Annotated in this window: 18 protein-coding genes, 1 pseudogene and 1 riboswitch; of the genes and pseudogenes, 6 read left to right on the top strand and 13 right to left on the bottom strand. The window is 71.0% G+C overall.

Going from position 1 to position 22,446, the window contains the following annotated elements; all coding sequences use genetic code 11:
- Window positions 1-32 precede the first annotated feature (32 nt).
- The 8 genes from ACZ5GT_RS08720 to ACZ5GT_RS08755 form a co-directional block, all read right to left on the bottom strand.
- Entirely contained in the window at window positions 33-509 is a 477-nt protein-coding gene (locus ACZ5GT_RS08720; protein ID WP_469017174.1) for an FtsB family cell division protein, read from the bottom strand.
- Window positions 510-609: 100 nt separating this feature from the next.
- Window positions 610-1,914: a phosphopyruvate hydratase gene (gene eno / locus ACZ5GT_RS08725; protein ID WP_469017177.1), complete on the bottom strand. Its 1,305-nt coding sequence runs from the start codon at window positions 1,912-1,914 to the stop codon at window positions 610-612.
- Window positions 1,915-2,250: 336 nt separating this feature from the next.
- On the bottom strand, window positions 2,251-3,042 hold the full coding sequence (locus ACZ5GT_RS08730) for a transglycosylase family protein (protein ID WP_469017180.1): 792 nt from the start codon (window positions 3,040-3,042) through the stop codon (window positions 2,251-2,253).
- A gap of 3 nt (window positions 3,043-3,045) precedes the next feature.
- Window positions 3,046-3,215: riboswitch (cyclic di-AMP (ydaO/yuaA leader) on the bottom strand.
- A gap of 183 nt (window positions 3,216-3,398) precedes the next feature.
- Window positions 3,399-4,463, bottom strand: coding sequence for a transglycosylase family protein (locus tag ACZ5GT_RS08735; RefSeq protein ID WP_469017184.1), 1,065 nt, complete (start codon window positions 4,461-4,463; stop codon window positions 3,399-3,401).
- 236 nt (window positions 4,464-4,699) lie between these two features.
- A complete protein-coding gene (locus tag ACZ5GT_RS08740; protein ID WP_469017187.1) occupies window positions 4,700-5,971 on the bottom strand; it encodes a cytochrome P450 family protein in 1,272 nt (423 codons plus the stop codon).
- Window positions 5,972-5,987: 16 nt separating this feature from the next.
- A complete protein-coding gene (locus ACZ5GT_RS08745; RefSeq protein WP_469017193.1) occupies window positions 5,988-6,971 on the bottom strand; it encodes a nucleoside triphosphate pyrophosphohydrolase in 984 nt (327 codons plus the stop codon).
- 73 nt (window positions 6,972-7,044) lie between these two features.
- On the bottom strand, window positions 7,045-7,680 hold the full coding sequence (locus tag ACZ5GT_RS08750) for a SurA N-terminal domain-containing protein (RefSeq protein ID WP_469017198.1): 636 nt from the start codon (window positions 7,678-7,680) through the stop codon (window positions 7,045-7,047).
- Window positions 7,681-7,826: 146 nt separating this feature from the next.
- A complete protein-coding gene (locus tag ACZ5GT_RS08755; protein WP_469017203.1) occupies window positions 7,827-8,654 on the bottom strand; it encodes a glycoside hydrolase domain-containing protein in 828 nt (275 codons plus the stop codon).
- Window positions 8,655-9,017: 363 nt separating this feature from the next.
- On the opposite strand from ACZ5GT_RS08755, the gene ACZ5GT_RS08760 reads away from it, so the two are divergent.
- Complete coding sequence (locus tag ACZ5GT_RS08760; RefSeq protein ID WP_469017206.1) at window positions 9,018-9,398, top strand: hypothetical protein; 381 nt, start codon at window positions 9,018-9,020, stop codon at window positions 9,396-9,398.
- A 27-nt stretch (window positions 9,399-9,425) separates the two neighbouring features.
- Here the strand turns inward: ACZ5GT_RS08760 and ACZ5GT_RS08765 are convergent.
- Window positions 9,426-9,836: pseudogene (locus ACZ5GT_RS08765) on the bottom strand (ATP-binding protein).
- Window positions 9,837-10,065: 229 nt separating this feature from the next.
- Here ACZ5GT_RS08765 and ACZ5GT_RS08770 point away from each other — a divergent pair.
- From ACZ5GT_RS08770 to ACZ5GT_RS08785, 4 genes are all read left to right on the top strand, one after another.
- Window positions 10,066-10,911 carry a helix-turn-helix domain-containing protein gene (locus ACZ5GT_RS08770; RefSeq protein WP_469017209.1) on the top strand — a complete coding sequence of 282 codons (846 nt, stop codon included), beginning with the start codon at window positions 10,066-10,068 and terminating at the stop codon, window positions 10,909-10,911.
- A gap of 8 nt (window positions 10,912-10,919) precedes the next feature.
- Window positions 10,920-11,132, top strand: coding sequence for a DUF397 domain-containing protein (locus tag ACZ5GT_RS08775; protein WP_469017212.1), 213 nt, complete (start codon window positions 10,920-10,922; stop codon window positions 11,130-11,132).
- A gap of 76 nt (window positions 11,133-11,208) precedes the next feature.
- On the top strand, window positions 11,209-11,421 hold the full coding sequence (locus ACZ5GT_RS08780; protein WP_469017216.1) for a DUF397 domain-containing protein: 213 nt from the start codon (window positions 11,209-11,211) through the stop codon (window positions 11,419-11,421).
- Window positions 11,422-11,485: 64 nt separating this feature from the next.
- On the top strand, window positions 11,486-12,214 hold the full coding sequence (locus ACZ5GT_RS08785) for an SDR family oxidoreductase (protein WP_469017221.1): 729 nt from the start codon (window positions 11,486-11,488) through the stop codon (window positions 12,212-12,214).
- Window positions 12,215-12,239: 25 nt separating this feature from the next.
- On the opposite strand, the gene ACZ5GT_RS08790 is transcribed toward ACZ5GT_RS08785, so the two are convergent.
- The 4 genes from ACZ5GT_RS08790 to ACZ5GT_RS08805 form a co-directional block, all read right to left on the bottom strand.
- Complete coding sequence (locus ACZ5GT_RS08790; protein WP_469017768.1) at window positions 12,240-12,947, bottom strand: HNH endonuclease family protein; 708 nt, start codon at window positions 12,945-12,947, stop codon at window positions 12,240-12,242.
- 95 nt (window positions 12,948-13,042) lie between these two features.
- Window positions 13,043-16,576, bottom strand: coding sequence for a transcription-repair coupling factor (gene mfd / locus ACZ5GT_RS08795; RefSeq protein WP_469017228.1), 3,534 nt, complete (start codon window positions 16,574-16,576; stop codon window positions 13,043-13,045).
- A gap of 537 nt (window positions 16,577-17,113) precedes the next feature.
- Window positions 17,114-19,693 carry an ABC transporter permease gene (locus ACZ5GT_RS08800; protein WP_469017233.1) on the bottom strand — a complete coding sequence of 860 codons (2,580 nt, stop codon included), beginning with the start codon at window positions 19,691-19,693 and terminating at the stop codon, window positions 17,114-17,116.
- Entirely contained in the window at window positions 19,690-20,478 is a 789-nt protein-coding gene (locus ACZ5GT_RS08805; RefSeq protein WP_360743726.1) for an ABC transporter ATP-binding protein, read from the bottom strand. The genes ACZ5GT_RS08800 and ACZ5GT_RS08805 overlap by 4 nt, the downstream gene beginning before the upstream one ends.
- Window positions 20,479-20,947: 469 nt before the next feature.
- Between ACZ5GT_RS08805 and ACZ5GT_RS08810 the strand changes: the two genes are divergently transcribed.
- Window positions 20,948-22,444 (top strand): MFS transporter, encoded by a 1,497-nt coding sequence (locus ACZ5GT_RS08810; RefSeq protein ID WP_469017244.1) that lies wholly within the window; start codon window positions 20,948-20,950, stop codon window positions 22,442-22,444.
- The last annotated feature ends 2 nt before the right edge of the window (window positions 22,445-22,446 follow it).

Here is a 22,446-nt window from a genome sequence, read left to right on the forward strand (position 1 = left end):
TGTGCGAAAGTCTCTCTCGAGTGTCGGTCGGTTCACTGGCCGGCGGCGTCGGACCTGTCGACGCCGTACCAGACGTTGGAGTACCAGGAGCGGCCGGCCGTCGTCCGGCCGACGCGGGACTGCCGGGCCGCGCCCGGGTCGATCACGACGTAGCCCGTCTCGCCCGGCATCACGTAGTGCAGCCGCTGCCGGATCTGCTGCTCGGCGTACGCGTCGTCCTGCCAGCGTGCCTTGAGGTCGCGCAGTTGCCCGACCCGTTCCCGGGCCTGCTGCTTCTGCCGCTCCAGGTCGGCGATCTCGGCGCGCTGGGAGACGTACTGCCTTATCGGGTAGGCGAGCGCGACGACCAGGGTGCATACGACGAGGGCGAGCAGCGCCGCCCGGCTGGTCAGCCGGGAGCGGCGGGCCTGGCGTCTGGTCTGCGAGCGGTAGACCCGGGCCGCCGTCTGCTCGCCGAGCAGCTTGATCCTGGTCGTGGTGGAGAACCGGTCGCGGTCCCTGCCGGCCATGTCCCCGCCTCCCCTTCACACGCGCGTACGTCCCCGCACACGGTACGGGACCGCGTACGGGGACGTACGTACGACCGGCTGAGCGGCGGCCGTGCCGGGGTCAGCCCTTGGAGATCTGGGTGCCCTTGAAGCGCGGGAAGGCGCTGCGGCCGGCGTAGACCGCGGCGTCGTCGAGGATCTCCTCGATGCGCAGCAGCTGGTTGTACTTGGCGACGCGCTCGGAGCGGGCCGGGGCGCCGGTCTTGATCTGGCCGCAGTTCGTGGCGACGGCCAGGTCGGCGATGGTGACGTCCTCGGTCTCGCCGGAGCGGTGGGACATCATGCACTTGAAGCCGTTGCGCTGGGCGAGCTCGACGGCGTCCAGGGTCTCGGTCAGCGAGCCGATCTGGTTGACCTTGACCAGCAGGGCGTTGGCGGTGCCCTCCTCGATGCCGCGGGCCAGGCGCTCGGGGTTGGTGACGAACAGGTCGTCGCCGACGATCTGGACCTTGTCGCCGAGACGGTCGGTGAGAACCTTCCAGCCGGCCCAGTCGTCCTCGAACAGCGGGTCCTCGATGGAGACGAGCGGGTAGGCCGCGACGAGCTCCTCGTAGTACTCCGTCATCTCGGCGGCGGAGCGCTCCTTGCCCTCGAAGAGGTACTTGCCGTCCTTGTAGAACTCGGAGGCGGCGACGTCGAGCGCGAGGGCGATCTGCTCGCCGGGGGTGTAGCCGGCCTCCTTGATCGCCTCCAGAATGAGGTCGAGGGCCTCACGGTTGGAGCCGAGGTTCGGGGCGAAGCCGCCCTCGTCGCCCAGGCCGGTGGCCAGGCCCTTGGACTTCAGGACCTTCTTCAGGGTGTGGTACACCTCGGCACCCCAGCGCAGCGCCTCGGAGAAGGACTCCGCGCCGATCGGGGCGATCATGAACTCCTGGATGTCCACGTTGGAGTCGGCGTGCGAGCCGCCGTTCAGGATGTTCATCATCGGCACCGGCAGCAGGTGCGCGTTGGGGCCGCCCAGGTAGCGGAACAGGGGGAGGTCGCTGGCCTCGGAGGCGGCGTGGGCGACGGCAAGCGAGACGCCGAGGATGGCGTTGGCGCCGAGCGAGCCCTTGTTGTCGGTGGCGTCCAGGTCGAACATCGCCTGGTCGATCAGGCGCTGCTCGGTGGCGTCGTAGCCGACCAGCTCCGGGCCGATCTGCTCGATGACGGCGAGGACGGCCTTCTCGACACCCTTGCCCTGGTAACGGTTCGGGTCGCCGTCACGGAGCTCGATGGCCTCGAAGGCGCCGGTGGAGGCGCCGGAGGGGACGGCGGCACGACCCGTGCTGCCGTCGTCGAGGCCGACCTCGACCTCGACCGTGGGATTGCCTCGGGAGTCCAGGATTTCCCGGGCTACGACGACGTCGATGGACGGCACGAGCATCTCCTTCGTGGATGTGACGCTGGTAGTGCGGGGCACTTGGGCCTGACGGCCCGTCTTGCAGCCTTGCGACTAGAGCCTAACCGTCCCGGGGCCGTCGGCAGCCGACCGACCGTCCCGTGGACAAGGTCAGACGGTACCTATTGTTCACCCCCGGAACAAAGCGAGGTGAACAACGCGTGCACAGCGGGCATCGGGGGCAGAGAAAAACCCCGCCCCGGTGCGTACGGGGGAACACGCACCGGGGCGGGGAGTCTGCGGGGCCGGGGGCGGTCCCGACGTCCCCCACCGTGGGGGGCGCGGCTGTGAGCGGCCTGTGATCCGGCTACCGGACGGCTGTCACTTCAGGTGCAGCTGCTGGCCCGGGTAGATGAGGTCGGCGTGCTCGACGATGTCCTTGTTCAGCCGGAACACCTTCTTCCAGCCGCCCTTGACGTCGTGCTCGGCGGCGATCGCGGAGAGCGTGTCGCCCTTGACGACCTTGTACTCGCCGTCGCCCTTCTTGACCTTCTTGCCGGTCGGGGTGGTGACGGTCTTCTGCGACGTCACGGCCGGGCGCTCGGTGGAGCGGGTGGCGCTCTGCTGCTCGGTGGAGCGGGTGGCGGTGTCGCCCGACGAAGAGGAGTCGCCCGACGAAGAGGAGTCGCCCGACGAGGAGGAGTCGCCCGACGAGGAGGAGTCGCCCGACGAGGAGGAAGAGGAGCCGGAGGAGCCGGAGGACGACGGCGCCCCGGCGGAGCCGTCGTAGGAGGCGCCGGACAGGCCCGTGCCGCAGACCGGCCAGGCGCCCTTGCCCTGGGCGGCGAGGACCTTCTCGGCGACGGCGATCTGCTGCGCCTTGCTTGCCTGGTCGGCGGTGGAGGCGTACTGCGTGCCGCCGTACGCGGCCCAGGTGGAGGCGGAGAACTGCAGGCCGCCGTAGTAGCCGTTGCCGGTGTTGATGGACCAGTTGCCGCCGGACTCGCACTGGGCGACGGCGTCCCACTCGGAGGCGGTGGCGGCGGAGGCGTTGCCGGCCGCCAGCAGCGGGGCGGCGACGGCGGCGCCGGTGACACCGGCGACGGCGACGGCGCGGGTGGAGCGCTGGAGAACAGTCGGACGACGGTGCTTGCCCTTGCCGGAAAACAGCATGGTTGATCCCCTCACCGACGCCTGCGAGGTGAGCTGTCGGGTTCGGGCCGGTTGAGTTGCCCGGCCGCCCACCTCCCGGTGCGCGGCTCCACCCCTAGCCGTTCCCGCCCCTCAAGGGCCGGGCCCGGCACTTACCTTGGGTCCCCCGCTCCTGCCTACGGCGCTTGACGCGACGACTGTTCCCGGACGGCCGCTGGCAGGATTCGGCGTTGCGGCAGCCGGGGCCCGCGTTGGCGAGCGGTCATGACCGTAGACACGGAATCCACCGGATTTCAAAGACGATCAGGGCCTCTGAGACTCATCCCACACTTTCACCAAACCAGACATTCCATGGCGAAAGCGGACGTCAACTCCCGCTAGTTTTCGCCCGTTTCCGCCCCGACTCGCAGGGTCTGACCGGGGACGATGTGGCTCGGGTCGGCGCCGATCGCCTTCTCGTTCAGGGAGTAGAGCTCGCGCCACCCGCCGTCGACGTCGAGCGCGTCCGCGACGGAGGCGAGGGTGTCGCCGGCGCGGACCGTGTAGGCGTCGGTCTCGTCGGCGTCGTCGGCGTCCGTGCGCGCGGCATGGCGGCCCGAGGATGCCTCCGTGGAGCGGTTGTTGGCCGCCTCGTCGGCGCTGCCGCCGCGGTGGCGGCCGGTGCCGGAGTCTCCGCCGGCGCCGCTGCCGGTGCCGAGGGAGCCGGTGTCGACGAGGCTCCAGGAGCCCACGGCCTGCTCCAAGTTGTCCGTGTCGTCGCTTTCAGCCGTTTCGTCGGGTGAACCGTCGGACGTCCGCGACACGGACGGGGAGGCGGACGGCGAAGCCGACTTGTCGGACTTGGCAGGCTTGTCCGTTGTCTTGGCGGAGCCCTTCGACGCGCCGGGGGACGCGGACGCGTCGGACGGGGCGTCGGACGGCGAGGACGTGCCGGACGGGCCGGACGTGCCGCCGGACGAGCCGCCCGACCTGCCGGACGAGCCGTTGGACAGGCCGGTGGAGTCGGTGGCGCCGGTGGAGTCGGACGAGTCGTCACCGATCCCGGTGTCGATGTCGGCCGCGCCCTTGTCCTTGTCGAGCCCGGAGGTCAGCCCGCAGGTGGCGAAGGCGCCGACGCCCTGGTCGGCGAGTATCTTCTCGGCGACGGCTATCTGCTGGTTGCGGCTGGCCAGGTCGGCGCTCGGCGCGTAGTCGAGGCCGCCGTACTTCTCCCAGTCCTCCTGGGACAGCCGCAGACCGCCGGAGAAGCCGTTGCCGCTGTTCTCGCTCCAGGAGCCGCCGGTCTCGCACTCCGCCACCTTGTCCCACGTCGAACCGTCGGCGGCGTTCGCGGCGGAGGCGCCCAGGAGCGGGATGGCGATGGCGGAGCCGGTCACTCCGGCCGCGACGAGGAGAGCCGGAGCCTGGCGGGGGCGACGGTGACGACCGTTCCCGGAGAGCATGCGGAGACCTTTCGCGAGACAGCGGTGACCCACGCGGCAAACGGTGTTCGAAGCAGCCGCGTTGATGGGTGAAGGTATAGGCAGACGATCACTTGTCACAAGTTAATGCCGCACAGATCACGTGAAGATCACAGACTTGAGCGCGTGTCATGTTTTCGGGCACGGGGGACACCCGCCCAGGACGCGGATACTCCGGCCCAGGCCGCGGACTCACTCGCCCAGGACGCCGGACACGCTCACCCAAGTGGGGTGAACTCGACCGGCAGGGTGCGCAGTCCGCGCATGATGAGGCCGCCGCGCCACCTCAACTCGGCCGGTTCCACCGCGAGTCGGAGGTCCGGCAGCCGGGTCAGCAGCGTGGAGAGCGCGGTCTGGCCCTCCAGGCGGGCGAGCGGGGCGCCGAGGCAGTAGTGGATGCCGTGGCCGTACCCCAGGTGCTGGTTGTCGCGGCGGGAGAGGTCGAGAGTGTCCGGCTCGGCGAACCGCTCCGGGTCCCGGTCCGCCGCGGCGAGCACGACCAGCACGGGGTCGCCGGCGGCGATGTCCTGCCCGCCGAGGCTCAGCGGCCGGGTCGCGAACCGCCAGGTGGCGATCTCCACCGGGCCGTCGTAGCGCAGGAGTTCCTCGACGCCGGTCTCCAGCAGGCCGCGCTCGCCGGCGGCCAGGGAGTGCTGGAGGCGGGATCGCTGGGCGGGGTGGGTCAGCAGCGCGTAGGTCCCGTTGCCGATGAGGTTGACGGTCGTCTCGAAGCCGGCGAACAGCAGGATGAAGGCCATGGCGGCGGCCTCGTTCTCGGTCAGGTGCTCGCCGTGGTCGGAGGCGCGGATCAGGGCGGAGATGAGGTCCTCGCCGGGGGCGGGTTCGGCGGGCAGCGCCGCCCGCTTGCGGTGGATCAGGTCGGCGAGGTAGCCGCGCATCTTCTTCACCGACCGGGCGACCCCGCCGCGCGGGCCTCCCCCGTGGCGGATCATCATCCCCGCCCAGTCCCGGAAGTCGTCCTGGTCCTCGCGGGGGACGCCGAGCAGGTCGCAGATCGCGTAGATGGGGAGCGGGAAGGCGAACTCGTGGATGAGGTCGGCGTGGCCGCGGCCGGCGAACCGCCCGATGAGGGTGTCGGTGAGCTCCTGCACGCGGGGGGCGAACTCGGCCACGCGGCGCGGGGTGAAGGCCTTGCTGACCAGCCGGCGCAGCCGGGTGTGGTCCGGCGGGTCGATGTTGAGCAGGTGCGTCATCAGCTCGGCCTTGCGCTCTCCGGGGATGCCGGTCTTGCCCCGGGCGTGCGCGGGCTCGTCGTGGTGCGCCGGGTTCTTGCTCAGCCGCTGGTCGGCGAGGGCCTGCCGGGCGTCCTCGTACCGGGTGACCAGCCATGCCTCCACCCCACTGGGCAGCCGCGTGCGGCGCACCGGCGCGTGCTCGCGCAGCCAGGCGTAGGCCGGGTAGGGGTCGGTGGCGAACTCCCAGCTGAAGAGTTCGGGGGCGGCGGAGTCGGCGGTGGGCTGGTCGGTCACTCCTCGACGGTATCCGTCAGCCTTCCGCCGACGTGCCCTCGGCCTCGCGGATCGCGTCCCGGTAGGCGCGGGCCGCCGCTCTGAGGGCCGCCTCGGGGTCGACGCCCTCCGCCTCCGCGCGCACCGCCATCGCCAGGAGGTCGTAGCCGATGCCCTCGCCGGCCGGCAGCTCCGCCCGTAGTCCCGCCGTGCGCACCCGGGAGGCCAGTTTCGACGCGAGGGCGAGGCCCGGCTGGCCGAGGGGGATGCCGTCGGTGAGGGAGGTGCGCCGCTTCTCGATCGCCTTGGTGCGCAGCCAGTGCTCCTTGACCTCCTCCGGGGTGGTGGCCGTCTCGTCCCCGAAGACATGGGGGTGGCGGTGGATCAGCTTGGTGACGATCCCGGCGGCCACGTCGTCGATCGAGAAGGGCGCGTCCGGGTCCTCCTCCGCTATACGGGCGTGGAAGACGACCTGGAGGAGCACGTCGCCCAGCTCCTCACGGAGTTCGTCCCGGTCGCCGTCCTCGATCGCCTCGACGAGTTCGTACGCCTCCTCGATGCCGTACTTCGCCAGGCCCTTGTGCGTCTGCCGGGACGACCACGGGCACTCGGCGCGGATCCGGTCCATGACCTGGACCAGGTCGAGGAGGCGGGCGCCCGGCAGGTCGTAGGAGGCGGGCAGCAGCTCCAGCTCGGGCATGGCGACGCGCCCGGAGCCGGCCAGGCGCGCGAGGCCGTCGGTCAGGGCGGGTTCGCCCTCGCCGGTGGCGACCACGACGACCGTCCGCCCGCCCGCGCAGGCGCCGACCAGTTCCTCGGCGGTCGGGGACGCCTCGTCCACCCGTATCCCGGCCTCCCGCAGGTACGGCAGCTGCGGGTGCGCGCCGTCGGCGCACAGCACCCGGTCGGCGGCGTGCAGGGCCTGCCAGGCGGGCCAGGACAGCAGGCCGGGCGCGACGCGGTGGCTGGTGGTGAGCAGGACGATGCGGCCGGGCGCGGCGTCGGAGCTGGTTGCGTTCACCCTCCGAACGTAACCCACGCCACCGACACCCCCGGAAGTCATCCACAGGGCGGGCGGCTGCCCCGCGTCGCGGTCACGCCGTCGAGGCGCTGACCTCGCGCAGCCACGGCGTCTTGGCGTCGACGCGGCTGCTCTTCTGCACGTCCCAGCTGCCGTAGCGCGGGTTGAGGTCGACGTGGAGTTCCTTGGACGCCTGCGAGAGGGCCTTCCAGAACGCGGGCTGGCTGGTGTTCGTGCCGAGCGACCGGGCGAGCTTCTGGGCCTCCAGCTGCAGGCGGAGGTTGTCGTCGAGGCGCTCGGGGGCGACGCCGTACTGCTGCAGCCAGGCCGTCTGCAGCGCCTTCTCCCCGCCGACCTGCTGCTCCAGGCCGGTGCGCATCTGCTGGATCTCCTTGCGGGTCACGGTCACGCCCGCGTCCTCGGCGGCGCGGTGCAGCACCCGGTCGAGGACCATGCTGTGCAGGGTGTCGCGGGTGAGGCTGCCGGTCTGCGCGAGGACCTGCTGGTACTGCGCGTCGCCGCGCACCGCCGCCCGCTGCGCCGCGCGTACCTCGTTCACGCGGCTCTGCAGCTGGGAGACGGTGATCCGCTGACCGCCGACCACGGCCGCCGCGCCCGGATGCGCGTCGCTTCCGCAGGCGGTCAGGACGGGGGCCGCGGCGACGATCGCGGCGGAGAGGAGGAGCGCGGTGCGACGGCGGCGGTGCAAGGAAGCCTCCCGAGGAGATTGTGCGACGGTGCACAAAGTCTTGCGATGATCGATGGTAGGCAGTGGGTCGGCTGTGGCCAACCCATTCGACCAACGATTCACCAGGACTTCGGGCACCGTCGCGCACCGCCGCACGGCGGGGTGGCTCAGCCGACGATGGCGACGGGCGCGTCCCACGCGTCGCGGTCGACGGTGATCGTGTACCCGCCCCGCGTCTCCTTGCTGTTCACCATGTACTGGTGGCCGCGGCTGTGGCCGGTGTACTGCGTGGACCCCCACGGCCAGTCGGCGGTGGTGGTGTTCTGCTTGTCCCACAGCGCGTACCAGAGGTTGCCCGGCAGGTCCGTCTTGTCCTTCGCCGTGGCGATGGCCTTGGCGCTGGAGCTGGTGAAGCCGTAGTAACCGGCGCGGTACGTCTTGGCGCGCAGCGTCTTGTCGAAGGAGCGGACGTACGTCAGCACCGCGTCGTTGCACGACGTGTTCGTCACGTCGTACGGCTCCATGTCGAGGTAGATCGGGCTGCCGGCCTTCATGCCGAGCGCCGACGCCTTGGCCACCGCGTCGGCGGCGTCCGTCGCGCCGAGGGAGGCGGCGGTGGAGGCGGTGAGCTTCTCCGGGTTGGAGCCGCTCTGGCAGGGCGGCTGGGCGCCGACGTAGAGGGGGATCAGTTTCCAGCCGACGGAGTTGACCGACTTCACCCAGGACGCGGTGAGGTTGGGCTGGCTGCAGCCCCGGTTCTTGCCGCCGATGTAGACGGCGGCGGCGCCGTAGAAGCCGGTGTGCCATGCCTTCATCGCGCTCAGCGAGGGCGCGGCGCAGGTGTCGAAGGCACGACCGGTGTACGTCTTCTGGGCGGGCCAGGTGGTGGCCGCCATCGAGGTCTGCGCCGCGATCCCGGCCCCCGCGACGACGGCCGCGCCGGCCACCGCCCACGTCACGTACCTGCGCTTCCTGGACTGCCGGTGCTCGGCCATCCCCACCCCTTCATGCGTACGCCAGCGTGCGTACGCGCCTGAGCGGCGTACGGCGTCGCGTCGACGACGGCGACGGCGTACGTCCGCCGGAACCAGTTCGAGTTCTCTCGAGCCCCCGCCCCGAGACGGCGCGGCGTACGACACTGACCTGTCGCGGCCCTGTCACGCGGCGCCCGATGCGGATCGCACCGTAACCGACGGCGCCTCTCCGAACGGGAAACGCAGCCTATCGGCAGCCACAAGAGTCCCTCATGCCGAGGCAAAGGCAGCCCATGGCGCGTTCTGACCCCCTGTGCCCTACCCTTGCTGCTTGCGCCGCTTCCGCGTACCGCGGCGCGATCGCTTCGGGGGATGGGAGTCACCATGGTGACGGTCAAGCGTCTGGAAGCCGGCTGGCTGCAGCGGATCGCCTGGTCGGTGTTGGTGTGGGGGTCGTTGGGCCTGCTGGCCTGGGTGCCGTTCCTGTACGTGGCGATCCGCCGCGGCCGCGGGTCGGACTGGGGCGCCTTCTGCTCGTTCGTCCTCTACGAGCTGATCACCATCCCCTGGCTCAGCCTCTCCAACGACGACGGCGACGCGTACCTGGGCGTCGTCATCATCCTTACGCTGCTCATCGGGACGCTCATGCTGCTGTTCGCCGAGTTCGACAGCCCGCTGCCGCGTCAGCAGCCGTACGGCGCGATGCCGATGCAGGGCCCGCAGCCGGGGCAGCCGTACGGCCAGGGATACCCGTACGCGCGGTAGACAGCCCTGGGGCAGCCCTGGCCGGCCCTAGACGGCCGCCAGTTCGCACCACACGTACTTGCCGCGGTTGCCCTGCCTGGACAGCGGCTGCCAGCCTCACAGGTCGGCGCAGGCCCGCACCAGCGCCAGCCCACGCCCTTCCTCGGCGAGCCGGTCCGCGTCCCGCGACGCCCCAGGGGGCTCCGGCGGCTCGGGATCGGCGTCCCAGGCCCCGATCCGCAGCACGCCCGCCGCCCATCGCACCCGCAGGGCGGCGGGCCCTTTTGTGTGCCGTACGGCGTTGGAGACCAACTCCGTCGCGAGCAGCTCGGCGGTGTCCACCAGCCGGATCAGACCGTGCACGGTCAGGATCAGCCGGAGGGTGCGGCGGCTCACGGTGACCGCGCGGACGTCGTTCGGGATGTACAGCGTGTACTCCCACGGCTCGGTTTCGGCCATGTGTGACTCCTGTCGGAGGAAGGGGGTTCGTGATTCGGGGGCGGTGTCATTGCCGCGTCCGTCACGGCAGCACGGAGCGGTGCGCTTCCGGCACCCGGCGATTTCGCAGCGTGCGTGACGCGTCACTGACGGTAAATCTAAATGTAGAGATGCAGCAAGTCGGTCGCGTAAACTGACGCCCAACGAGTCGCGCCGGCGCGCGCGTTGCCCCAAGGAGCGGTCGAAAGCTGTGAGGCCCGAACCAACGGCGCGTCAGCTGCGCCTGGCGAGAGAACTGCGCAGACTGCGGGAAGCGGCCGGCCTCAGCGCCCGCCAGGCGGCATCGCTGCTCGGAGTGAGTCCGGCCCAGATCACCCACATCGAGTCGGGCCTCGCGGGCGTGAGTGAGAAACGACTGCGCCGCCTCGCGTCCCACTACGCCTGCACAGACGAGCAGTTCATCGACGCCCTGGTAGCCATGGCCGCCGATCGCACACGTGGGTGGTGGGAGGAATACCGGGGCCTGCTGCCCACGCCGTTCCTGGATCTATCCGAATTGGATCACCACGCCACGTTCCGCCGCGACGTGGCAGTCCTGTTCGTTCCAGGGCTGCTTCAGACGGAGGTGTACGCCCGGGCCGTCTTCTCGAACAGAGTCCCAGAACTCACCCCGGAGGAGCTTGACCTGCGCGTCCGTCACCGGCTCGCGCGTCGCGTGACCATCGAGGGGCCGACGCCCATCCCGTACGAGGCAGTGATCCACGAGGCGGCACTACGGATCCGAGTCAGCGACCGCGCCGCATCGAAAGCTCAGCTGGCCCACCTGTTGCAGGTTTCCGAAGCAGACCACATCACCCTGCGCGTCATCCCCTTCGACCTCGACGGGTTCGCCAGAGCTTCAAGCTCCATGACCTACGTCGGCGGACCCCTGCCCAAGCTCGACACAGTCGTGCGCGACGCACCCCACGGCTCGGTCTTCATCGACTCCGAAGCTCAACTCGGCGCCTATAGAACACGCTTCCGTAAGGTAGAGGCTGTATCACTTGAGCCGGACCGATCGCGTGACTTCATTCACGAGCTGGCGAAGGAGCTGTGAGACACCTCATGACCACCCCCGACAACTGGCGCAAGTCGTCCTACTCAGGCGAGGGCGACGGCAACGACTGCGTCGAGATAGCCGACTCCCCCACCCACGTGGCGATACGCGACTCCAAGTCCCCCGCCGACCGCACCCTCACCTTCCCGGCCACGGCCTTCACCACCTTCCTCGCCGCCCTGAAATCGGACGGCACAACGACACCGCCCGCATACCGGTAGGCGCGGAACCGGTGAGCACGTATCGCTCGATCGCGTGACTTCATCCACAGACTGGCCAAGGAGCTGTGAAGCCACCGTGACCGCCCCCGACAACTGGCGGAAGTCGTCCTACTCGGGCCCCGACGACGGCAACAACTGCGTCGAGATAGCCGACTCCCCCACCCACGTGGCGATACGCGACTCCAAGTCCCCCGCCGACCGCACCCTCACCTTCCCCGCCGCGGCCTTCACCGCCTTCCTCGCCGCCCTGAAGTCGGACGGCACGACGGCACCGCCCGCGCACCGGTAGGCGGAGCCGGCATCGCTCGCCCGCACCGCCAGGTGCCTTCGATCCCCGAGTCAGGAGCACCGCCATGAGATTCGACGGTCACCGCGTGGTCATCACCGCCGCCGGCCGCGATTTCGGACGCACGTTGGCCATCCGTCTCGCGGATCTCGGCGCCGAGGTCTTCCTCTCCTCGCGCACTCTCGCCGCCGCTGAACGTGTCCGCGAGGAGATCCGCGGCCGGGGGCACCAGCGGGTCCACGCCTTCGCCTGCGACCTGACCGACCCGGCATCGATCCGCGACTTCGCCGCCGGCGTCGCCCGTCACACCGACCACGTCGACGTGCTCGTCAACAACGGTTCCCGCTGGCTCGAAGGACCGGACCTGCTGTCCGCATCCGACGCCGACGTCGTCGACACCGTCGCATCCGGCGCCACCGGCACCGTCCTGACCGTGAAGAACTTCCTTCCTCTCCTGCTCGACTCGGACAAGCCGGACGTGGTGAACATGGTCTCCGCCTGCGGAACGGCCGGTCATCACCGCTCGGACGCGCACGACGCCTTCTACGCGGCCAAGAGCGCCCAGGCAGGGTTCGCAGAGATCCTCTCCAAGCGCCTGCGGCCCCGGGGAGTCCGGGTGATCTCCCTCTACCCGCCCGACTTCGGCAACCCCGACCCGCTCTCCGAGGAATGGGAGACCGCACCGCGCGGAGCCGAGGACGCCCTCACCGCGCAGTCACTCGTGGAGTGCATCCTGTTCGCCGTCGCCCAGCCCCGCGACTGCTTCATCAAGGCGTTCCACTTCGAACAGGTCTGACCAACGTCCTCTTACGGCGCGGGTGTCAGTTCGCGTGGAAGCGGGCCGGGGCCTCGGTCGGGTTGCCGCCGGAGGGGAGCTTCTGGCCGGGGCAGGTCCTGAGGACCTTCTCCATCGCCGCCTTCTCGGCCGCGGTGACCCACAGCTCGTACTTCTTCTTCACGGCGACCTGCGCGGCGACGTACGTGCAGCGGTAGCCCTTGTTGGGCGGCAGCCAGGTCGCGGTGTCGCCGTCGCCCTTGGAGCGGTTGGTGCTCGCGTCGACGGCTATGAGGTTGAGGGGGTCGTTGGCGAGGGCTATGCGCTTACTGGCGCTCCAGTACTTGGCGCCCTTCTGCCAGGCGTCGGAGAGCGCGACGACGTGGTCGATGTCGACCTGGCTGCGGCCGCGCCGGTAGACGACGTGCTTGCCGGAGTAGGGGTCCGAGTCGAGGACGCCGTAGGACACCTTGCAGTCGCCGTCGGTGAACCGCACGTCCTCCAGGTCCCGCTTGAGGATGTCGTCGCGGGTGTCGCAGTCGTTGGAGTCGGTGTCCGCCCAGGCGGTGCCGAAGCGGTCCCGGTCGTAACCGGTCTTCGGTGCCCGGCCCTTCACCGTCAGCGACCCGGCGGCGGTCAGGGCCGCGCCCGACTGCCCGCCGGTCTCCTGGGGGCCGGCGGACCCCGTCGTCTGCTCCGTGCATCCGGCCACCGCGAACACCAGCGCGACGGCGGCCGCGCTCCCGCCCCACATACGCCTCACGGCGCGTCCTCCCCTTGCCGACACGATCCGCCCCCGCAGGTGCCGTCTTCCCGGGGACGGCCGTGCGCACACCGTAACGCGAAGCGCTACGACCCCAGGATCGAGGTAAGGAACTCTCCCACCCAGCCCAGCAGATCGCGGCCGACCAGCGGCTTGCCGCCCACCTTCGCGGTCTTCGGGCGCGGCACCAGGACCTGGTGCACGGCCGGCTTGATGACCGTGCCGGGGTAGAGGCGCTTGAGCCGCAGCTCCTGCGACTCCCGCAACTCCACCGGCGCGAAGCGGATGTTGTTGCCCTGCAGGACCACCTCGCCGACGCCGCAGGCGCGGGCGAGCATGCGCAGGCCCGCCACCAGCAGCAGGTTCTCCACCGGTTCCGGCAACTTGCCGTAACGGTCGACGAGCTCCTCGCGGACGGACTTGATGTCCTCCTCCGTGTTGGCGGAGGCGATGGCGCGGTAGGCCTGCAGGCGCAGCCGCTCGCCGGGGGCGTAGTCGTGCGGGACGTGCGCGTCGACCGGCAGCTCGATCTTGACCTCCAGCGGCGGCTCCTCCTCCACGCCGCCCTCCAGGGAGGCCCGGTAGTCCGCGACCGCCTCGCCGACCATCCGCACGTACAGGTCGAAGCCGACGCCCGCGATGTGGCCGGACTGCTCGCCGCCGAGCAGGTTTCCGGCGCCGCGGATCTCCAGGTCCTTCATCGCCACGTACATGCCCGCGCCCATCTCGGTGTGCTGGGCGATGGTCGCCAGCCGCTCGTGGGCGGTCTCCGTCAGCGGCTTCTCCGGCGGGTACAGGAAGTAGGCGTAGCCGCGTTCCCGGCCGCGGCCGACCCGGCCGCGCAGCTGGTGCAGCTGGGAGAGGCCGAAGTTGTCGCCGCGCTCGACGATGAGGGTGTTGGCGTTGGAGATGTCGATGCCGGACTCGACGATCGTCGTGGAGACCAGCACGTCGTACTTCTTCTCCCAGAAGTCGACCACCACCTGCTCCAGCGTCTGCTCCGACATCTGGCCGTGCGCCGTGGCGATGCGCGCCTCGGGCACGATGTCGCGCAGCCGGGCAGCGGCCCGGTCGATGGACTCGACCCGGTTGTGGATGTAGAAGACCTGGCCCTCGCGCAGCAGCTCGCGGCGGATCGCCGCGCCGATCTGCTTCTCCTCGTAGGGGCCGACGAAGGTGAGCACCGGGTGGCGCTCCTCCGGCGGCGTGGTGATCGTCGACATCTCGCGGATGCCGGTCACCGCCATCTCCAGGGTGCGCGGAATGGGCGTGGCGGACATGGTCAGTACGTCGACGTTGGCGCGGAGCTTCTTCAGCTGCTCCTTGTGCTCGACGCCGAAGCGCTGCTCCTCGTCGACGATGACCAGGCCGAGGTCCTTGAACTTCGTCTCGGAGGAGAACAGGCGGTGGGTGCCGATGACGACGTCCACCGAGCCTTCGCGCAGGCCCTCCAGGACCGCCTTGGCCTCGGAGTCGGTCTGGAACCGGGACAGCGCCCTGACGTTCACCGGGAACTGGGCGTAGCGCTCGCTGAACGTGCCGAAGTGCTGCTGCACCAGCAGTGTCGTCGGGACGAGGACGGCGACCTGCTTGCCGTCCTGGACCGCCTTGAAGGCGGCCCGCACCGCGATCTCGGTCTTGCCGTAGCCGACGTCGCCGCAGATCAGACGGTCCATCGGGACCGACTTCTCCATGTCCTCCTTGACCTCGGCGATCGTGGTGAGCTGGTCGGGCGTCTCCGCGTAGGGGAAGGCGTCCTCCAGCTCGCGCTGCCAGGGCGTGTCCGGGCCGAAGGTGTGCCCGGGTGCCGCCATCCGCGCGCTGTACAGCTTGATCAGGTCGGCGGCGATCTCCTTGACGGCCTTCTTCGCGCGCGCCTTCGTCTTCGTCCAGTCGGCGCCGCCCAGCCGGTGCAGGGTGGGGGCCTCGCCGCCGACGTACTTGGTGATCTGCTCCAGCTGGTCGGTCGGGATGTAGAGCCGGTCGCCGGGCTGGCCGCGCTTGGCGGGGGCGTACTCGACGACCAGGTACTCGCGGGTCGCGCCCTGGACGGTGCGCTGCACCATCTCGATGTAGCGGCCCACGCCGTGCTGCTCGTGGACGATGTAGTCGCCCGCCTCCAGGGTGAGCGGGTCGATCGTCTTGCGGCGGCGGGCCGGCATGCGGGTGCCGTCGCGGCTGGACGCCTTCTGGCCGGACAGGTCGGTCTCGGTGAGCACGGCCAGTCTCAGCGCCGGGTCCACGAAGCCGTGCTCGATGGAGCCGCACGCCACGTGCACCACCGACGGGGACAGCTTCCCCAGGTCGGTGTCGAGCCGGGCCGCGATGCCCTCGCCGCCCAGCACCTCGACCGTGCGGGACGCCGGGCCGTGGCCCTCGGTGACGTACACCGTGCGCCAGCCGTCGGCGAGCCAGCCCTTGGTGTCGGCGAGCGCCTTCGCGGTGTCGCCGCGGTACGTCTCCGGGGCGTGCATGCCGAGCTTGAGGGTGTCGGCCTCCTCCAGCGCGTCGTCCGCGGCGAACGGCGACACCGACCACCACATCATCTCCAGCTCGCGCGCCCGGTCCCGCACGTCGGCGATGGACCACAGGGAGGCCGCGCCGACGTCGATGGGCGCCTCGCCACCACCCGCGGTGGCGGCCCAGGACGCCTGCAGGAACTCCTGGCTGGTCGCGACGAGGTCGGCGGCACGCGTGCGTACCCGCTCCGGGTCGCACACGACGGCCATGGCGCCCTCGGGCAGCACGTCGATCAGCAGCTCCATGTCGTCGACCAGGACCGGCGCCAGGGACTCCATGCCCTCCACGGCGATCCCCTCGGCGATCTTGCCGAGCAGTTCGCCGAGTTCGGGGTGGGCCTCGGCGAGGGCGCGGGCCCGCGCGCGTACGTCGTCCGTCAGCAGCAGCTCCCGGCACGGCGGCGCCCACAGGCCGTGCTCGGCGACCTCCAGGGAGCGCTGGTCGGCGACCTTGAAGTAGCGGATCTCCTCGACGTCGTCGCCCCAGAACTCGACCCGCAGGGGGTGTTCCTCGGTGGGTGGGAACACGTCGAGGATGCCGCCGCGGACGGCGAACTCGCCGCGCTTCTCGACCAGCTCCACGCGCGCGTACGCGGCGGCGGCGAGGGCTTCCACGACCTCGTTCAGGTCGGCGGTCTGCCCGGTGCGCAGGGCCACCGGCTCCAGGTCCCCCAGTCCCTTGACCTGCGGCTGGAGCACGGACCGGACGGGTGCGACGACGACCGAGACGGGCCCGGTCTCGGGGTCGTCGGCGCGGGGGTGGACCAGCCGGCGCAGCACGGCGAGGCGGCGGCCGACGGTGTCGCTGCGGGGGCTGAGGCGCTCGTGCGGCAGCGTCTCCCAGGAGGGGTACTCCACGACGCCGTCCGGCGGCAGCAGGGAGCGCAGGGCCGCGGCCAGGTCCTCGGCCTCGCGCCCGGTCGCCGTCACCGCCAGGACGGTCCGGCCCGACTCCCGGGCCAGCGCGGCCACCGAGAAGGGGCGGGCCGCCGGGGGGCCGACCAGGTCGACGTGCATGCGGTTGCCGTCGCGGGCCGCCTGAATCGCTTCCGCGAGGGCGGTGTCCTTGACGACGGCGTCGAGCAGACCGTGCAGGCTCATTCGGAGGCGGCTTTCGTCGGGGGGTGGGCAACGCGAAGGGCCCGACACGGAGACCGGCCGGGGGTCTCCAGCCTACGACGGTGCGCTCGCCGGTGCCGTGGCCTGTGGAAAACCCCGGCTCCCGGGCGGGCAGCGCCTGTGGAAAACCGGCTCGCGGCCGGAGTGGCCGCCGGTCGTAGCCGGTGTGGCCGCCGGTCGTAGCCGGTGTGGCCGCCGGTCGTAGCCGGTCGTGTCGTAGCCGGTCGTGGCCGGCGCCCGGCCCGGGGACCGTCGGGCCCGTGGCCCGCGCCCGGCCGTGGACAGTCCGGCTCGCGGCCGGCGCCCGGCCGCTGAGAAGCCGGGCTCGCGGCCGCGCCACAGACGACGCCGACACCCCGGGCGGGCGGAGCTCGGACGGCGACACGGAAGCGGCCCGGCGCCGAGAAGTCCCCCGTGACTTCTCGGCGCCGGGCCGGTCCCCCCGTGATCAGGTGATCTCGGGGATCTCAGTGATCTAGGTGATCCCCGCGACCCCCGGGTGCTGCCCGGACGCGGTGACTACTCCGTCGCGATCGCGTTCAGGACGTTCATGCGTCCCGCCCGGAACGCCGGGACCAGCGCCGCGAACAGGCCCACGAAGGCCGAGCCGACGAAGACCGCGATGATCGTCGGCCAGGGGATGTCCAGCACCTTCAGGCCCTCCAGGGCGAGCAGCTTCTGCGCGGTCGCGCCCCAGCCCATCCCCAGGCCCAGCCCCAGCAGGGCGCCGAACAGGGCGATCACCACCGACTCCATGCGGATCATCCGGCGCAGCTGCCGCCGCGACAGGCCGATCGCCCGCATCAGGCCGATCTCCCGCGTCCGCTCGACCACCGACAGCGCCAGGGTGTTCACCACACCGAGCACCGCGACGATGATCGCCAGCGCCAGCAGGCCGTAGATCATGTTCAGCAGCTGGCCGATCTGGTCCTTCAGGTCCTGCTTGAAGTCGGTCTGATCGCGCACGGTGTACTGCGGGTAGTCGTGCAGCGCCGTCTTCAGCGACTTGTACGCGGCGTCCTGCTGCCCGTCCTTCGCCGTGGCGAAGATCATCAGGTCGAGCGGCATCCTGTCGGCCGGCACGTACTTGGCGAGCGTGGCGGTGGAGATGTACTTGGCCCCGGCGTCGATGACGACGTCGCTGCTGGTGATCGCGCGGACCGTCAGGTGCGCGGTGGCGCCGTCCTTGAACTTCACGCCGATCTTCGAACCGAGGTGGATGCCGTGCGCCTCGGCGAACTTCTCGTGCACGGACATCGAGTCCGGCAGGTAGGCGTCCTTCAGGTTCCCGGCGACGGTCTTGGTGCGCAGGTCGGTCGCGTACGACGGGTCGGCCGCCGTGATGTCGGTGTCCTTGAGCGTCTTGCCGTCGGGCGTGGTGTAGTCCGCCTCGGTGATCTTGTACTCGGTGACCCGCTCCAGGCCCGGCACCGACTTGACCGCCTTCACCGCCTCGGGGGTGATCAGCTGCCCGCTGTCGGACTGCAAGATGAAGTCCGTGCCGACGGTCTTGTCGAGCTGGTCCGTCGCCGACGCCACCATGGACGAGCCGACCACCGACAGACAGGCCACCAGCGCCAGGCCGATCATCAGCGCCGCGCCGGTCGCGCCGGTGCGGCGCGGGTTGCGCAGGGCGTTGCGCTCGGCCATCCGGCCGATGGGACCGAAGACCCTGAGGACGACCGCGCCCAGCACCCGCACCAGGCCGCCGGCCAGCAGCGGACCGATGACCACGAAGCCGGTCAGCGACAGCAGCACGCCCAGGCCGAGCCAGAGCGAGCCGCCCTTGGCCTTGTCGGCGGCCGCCGCGAGGTACAGGGCGCAGCCGCCGGCGCCGGTGAGCACCGTGCCGGTCACGGCCCGGACGCGGCCGGCGCGAGCGTCCGCGGGAGCGCCGACGTCGCGCAGCGCGGCCATCGGCGAGATCTTCCCGGCGCGGCGGGCGGGCAGGTAGGCGGCCAGGATCGTGACGACGACGCCCAGCACCACGCCGGCCACCGGGGTCGTCCAGGCGATGGTGAGGTCGTCCGTGGACAGGTGCATGCCCATCTGGCCCATCAGCTTCATCAGCCCGACCGCGATGCCGATGCCCGCGCCGACGCCGAGGACGGAACCGAAGACGCCGAGCAGCAGCGCCTCGGCCAGCACCGACCGGTTGACCTGCCTGCGGGAGGAGCCGATGGCCCGCATCAGGCCGATCTCCCTGGTCCGCTGGGCAACCAGCATCGAGAAGGTGTTGATGATCAGGAAGATGCCGACGACGAAGGCGATCCCGGCGAAGCCGAGCATCGCGTACTTCATGACGTTCATGAAGCCCTCGACGCTCTTCTGGTTGGCGTCGGCGGTCTCCTTGGCGGTCTGCACCTGGTAGCCGGCGCCGAGCGCGGCGACGACGTTCTTCTTCAGCTGGGCGTCGCTGACGCCGGCGGCGGCCGTGACGTTGACGTTCGTGTAGACGTCCGGCTCGCCGACCAGGGTCCGCTGCGCGGTACGCGTGTCGAGGTAGAAGATCGCCGCGCCCGGGTTGGTGACCTGGAAGGTCGCGATGCCGGAGATCTTCGCGGTGTGCGTGCCGACCGCGCTGATCACGCCGAGTTCGTCGCCGAGCTTCAGATGGTGCTTGTCGGCGGTGTCGGCGTCGACCATGACCTGGTCGGGTTCCTTGGGCGCGGCACCCGAGGTGATCTTCATGGTGCGGGCGTCGTTGCCGTTCCAGCTGCCGACGATGGTCGGCCCGCCGTTCTTCGGCGACAGGCTGTCCTTGTCGGCGTCCACGACGGTCACGGAGGTGGAGAAGACGGTCCCCTCCGCCGACTTCACGCCCTCAGCCTGACGCACCTTGCCCACCACGGACGCCGGCAGGACCGGCGGCCTGCCGGTGTCGGAGGTCGTCTGGCCGGTGTCGGAGGCGCCCTTGGCGCTGACCGTCACATCGGAGGAGGTCGCCGCGAACAGCTTGTCGAACGTCGTGTTCATCGTGTCGGTGAACACGAGCGTGCCGCACACGAACGCCACCGACAGCAGGACCGCGACGGCCGACAGGGCCATCCGCCCCTTGTGCGCGAAGAAGTTGCGCATCGAGGTTCTCAGGACGGTCATGACGTGCGCCCCCGGGCGTCGAAGTCCTTCATGCGGTCCAGCACGGCCTCGGCGGTCGGGCGCTGCATCTCGTCGACGATCCGGCCGTCGGCGAGGTAGAGCACGCGGTCCGCGTAGCTGGCGGCCACCGGATCGTGGGTGACCATGACGATGGTCTGGCCCAGCTCGTCCACCGAGCGCCGCAGGAAGCCGAGCACCTCCGCACCGGCACGCGAGTCGAGGTTGCCGGTCGGCTCGTCACCGAAGATGATCTCGGGCCGCGCGGCCAGGGCGCGGGCCACCGCGACGCGCTGCTGCTGCCCGCCGGAGAGCTGGGTGGGCCGGTGCTTGAGCCGGTCGGACAGTCCCACGGTGTCCACGACCCGCGCCAGCCACTGCTTGTCCGGCTTCCGCCCGGCGATGTCCATGGGCAGGGTGATGTTCTCCAGCGCGTTCAGCGTCGGCAGCAGGTTGAACGCCTGGAAGATGAACCCGATCCGGTCCCGGCGCAACTGCGTGAGCTTCTTGTCCTTCAGACCGGTGATCTCGGTCTCGTCCAGGTAGATCTGACCGCTCGTCACCGTGTCCAGGCCGGCGAGGCAGTGCATCAGCGTGGACTTGCCGGACCCCGAGGGGCCCATGATCGCGGTGAACCGGCCGCGGGCGATGTCCACGTCGACGTGGTCGAGGGCGACGACGCGGGTCTCCCCGGCCCCGTACGCCTTGACGACCTGTCGAGCCCGCGCGGCAACGGCCGTACGCCCTCCAGTGCCCCCGTGCCTGGGAATGGTCACGGCCGAAGTCATGATGAGTCTCCTTGTGGGTGGATCGGTGAACCGCACGAACTCGGTACGCCGATGAGTCTGGTCCGTCGAGGGGGTCCCGCGCGCTGGTGCCCGGCACCGTCTTGCGCGGGGGGAAAACCCCACCCCACCGGTCAGGCCAGCCGCCCCCCGACGGCCTCCCGGCCACCCCTCGGCGGCGTAAAGCCAGGCTAAGGACGCACCCGGCCCCGTCTCGTCCTCCGGGGGTACCACCACTCCCCGAGCCGTAGTACGGAACTCCCCCTAGGGGTCGCCCTCCCCAGGGCGGACGCCCGTCGGGCTCGGGGACGAGACCCGTCGGGTGGGGGGGCGGCGGCCCGTGGCGGTGGAGGCGGAGAACCCCTCGGGGGCCCTGTCGCCTTCCGGCCCGCTCAGGGTGCACCCTGCCGCGACGTGAGGATCAAGTGGGAAAGTGTCCGGGGCACCAACGGACGCAGGGGAGGGAACCGGCGTGGGCGACACGAGACCGGCGGCACGTGCGGCGACGCGGCGCACCACGACCGACCGGCGCGGAGCCGTCGTGGCCGCCCTGATGCTCGCGATGGCGCTGCCGGCGCTGGACTCCACCATCGTCTCGACGGCTGTCCCGCAGATCGTCGGCGACCTCGGCGGCTTCGCCGTCTTCTCCTGGCTGTTCTCGGGCTACCTGCTGGCCGTCACGGTGACCCTGCCGGTGTACGGCAAGCTGTCCGACACCTTCGGCCGCAAACCGGTGCTGGTCGCGGGCGCGGTGGTGTTCCTGCTGGGTTCGCTGTTGTGCGCCGCGGCCTGGAACATGGGCACGCTGATCGCCTTCCGGATCGTCCAGGGGCTGGGCGGCGGCGCCCTGCAGGGCACGGTGCAGACACTCGCCGCCGACCTCTACCCGCTCGAGGAACGCCCCAAGATCCAGGCCAGGCTCTCCACGGTCTGGGCCGTGTCCGCGGTCGCGGGCCCCGCCCTGGGCGGTGTGCTCGCCGCCTACGCGGACTGGCGCTGGATCTTCCTCGTCAACCTCCCGATCGGCGCGGTCGCGCTGTGGCTGATCGCCCGCCACCTGCACGAACCGGAACGGGAGCCGGCCGCCGCGCGCCCCCGCGTCGACTGGGCGGGCGCGCTGGCGGTGTTCGCGTGCGGGGGCGTGCTGCTGACCGCGCTGGTGCAGGGCGGGGTGGCCTGGCCGTGGCTGTCGGGCCCCTCCTACACCCTGTTCGCCGCCGGGCTCGCGCTGGCCGGGCTCGTGGTGTGGGTGGAACGCCGGGCGGCCGAGCCGATCATCCCCGGCTGGGTGTGGCGCCGCCGCACGATCGCCGCGGTCAACCTCGCGCTGGGCGCGCTGGGGCTGCTGATGGTGGCCCCGACGGTGTTCCTGCCGACGTACGCCCAGGCGGTCCTGGGGCTCGCCCCGGTGACCGCCGGTTTCGTGCTGTCGGTGTGGACGCTGAGCTGGCCGGTGTCGGCGGCCCTGAGCCAGCACGTGTACCGGCGCATCGGATTCCGCGACACCGCCGTGCTCGGCATCGGGGCGGCGACCGCGATCCTGTTCGCGTTCCGGTTCCTGCCCTATCCGGGCGCGGCCTGGCAGCCGACGCTGCTGATGCTGCTGCTCGGCGCCGCGCTGGGCCTGTTCCAGCTCCCGTTGCTGGTGGGCGTGCAGTCGACGGTGGGCTGGTCGGAACGCGGCACCACGACGGCTTCGGTGCTGTTCTGCCGCCAGACCGGCCAGACCGTCGGCGCGTCCGTCTTCGGCGCGGTGGCCAACGGGGTGCTGGCCTCCCGCCTGGGCGGCGCGGGCGACCTGGACACGGTGACGCGGGGCTTCCGCACCGGGGCCGTCCCGGAGGCCACGCGCCGGGCCGTCGCCGACGCGGTGCACGCGGTCTACCTCGGCGCGTCCTGCGCCGCCGCCGTTGCCTTCCTGGTCCTGCTCCTCCTGGCCCCACGCCGCTTCCCGGTCCTGAAGGACTGACA

It is taken from the genome of Streptomyces sp. NPDC031340 (genome assembly GCF_055569945.1).

What these genes read in the sequence shown, in the direction of transcription:
- ACZ5GT_RS08720 (WP_469017174.1), bottom strand. Translation starts at nt 509, where the DNA reads ATGGCCGGCAGGGACCGCGACCGGTTCTCCACCACGACCAGGATCAAG.
- eno (WP_469017177.1), bottom strand. Translation starts at nt 1,914, where the DNA reads ATGCTCGTGCCGTCCATCGACGTCGTCGTAGCCCGGGAAATCCTGGAC.
- ACZ5GT_RS08730 (WP_469017180.1), bottom strand. Translation starts at nt 3,042, where the DNA reads ATGCTGTTTTCCGGCAAGGGCAAGCACCGTCGTCCGACTGTTCTCCAG.
- ACZ5GT_RS08735 (WP_469017184.1), bottom strand. Translation starts at nt 4,463, where the DNA reads ATGCTCTCCGGGAACGGTCGTCACCGTCGCCCCCGCCAGGCTCCGGCT.
- ACZ5GT_RS08755 (WP_469017203.1), bottom strand. Translation starts at nt 8,654, where the DNA reads ATGGCCGAGCACCGGCAGTCCAGGAAGCGCAGGTACGTGACGTGGGCG.
- ACZ5GT_RS08760 (WP_469017206.1), top strand. Translation starts at nt 9,018, where the DNA reads ATGGTGACGGTCAAGCGTCTGGAAGCCGGCTGGCTGCAGCGGATCGCC.
- ACZ5GT_RS08775 (WP_469017212.1), top strand. Translation starts at nt 10,920, where the DNA reads ATGACCACCCCCGACAACTGGCGCAAGTCGTCCTACTCAGGCGAGGGC.
- ACZ5GT_RS08785 (WP_469017221.1), top strand. Translation starts at nt 11,486, where the DNA reads ATGAGATTCGACGGTCACCGCGTGGTCATCACCGCCGCCGGCCGCGAT.
- ACZ5GT_RS08790 (WP_469017768.1), bottom strand. Translation starts at nt 12,947, where the DNA reads ATGTGGGGCGGGAGCGCGGCCGCCGTCGCGCTGGTGTTCGCGGTGGCC.
- mfd (WP_469017228.1), bottom strand. Translation starts at nt 16,576, where the DNA reads ATGAGCCTGCACGGTCTGCTCGACGCCGTCGTCAAGGACACCGCCCTC.
- ACZ5GT_RS08800 (WP_469017233.1), bottom strand. Translation starts at nt 19,693, where the DNA reads ATGACCGTCCTGAGAACCTCGATGCGCAACTTCTTCGCGCACAAGGGG.
- ACZ5GT_RS08805 (WP_360743726.1), bottom strand. Translation starts at nt 20,478, where the DNA reads ATGACTTCGGCCGTGACCATTCCCAGGCACGGGGGCACTGGAGGGCGT.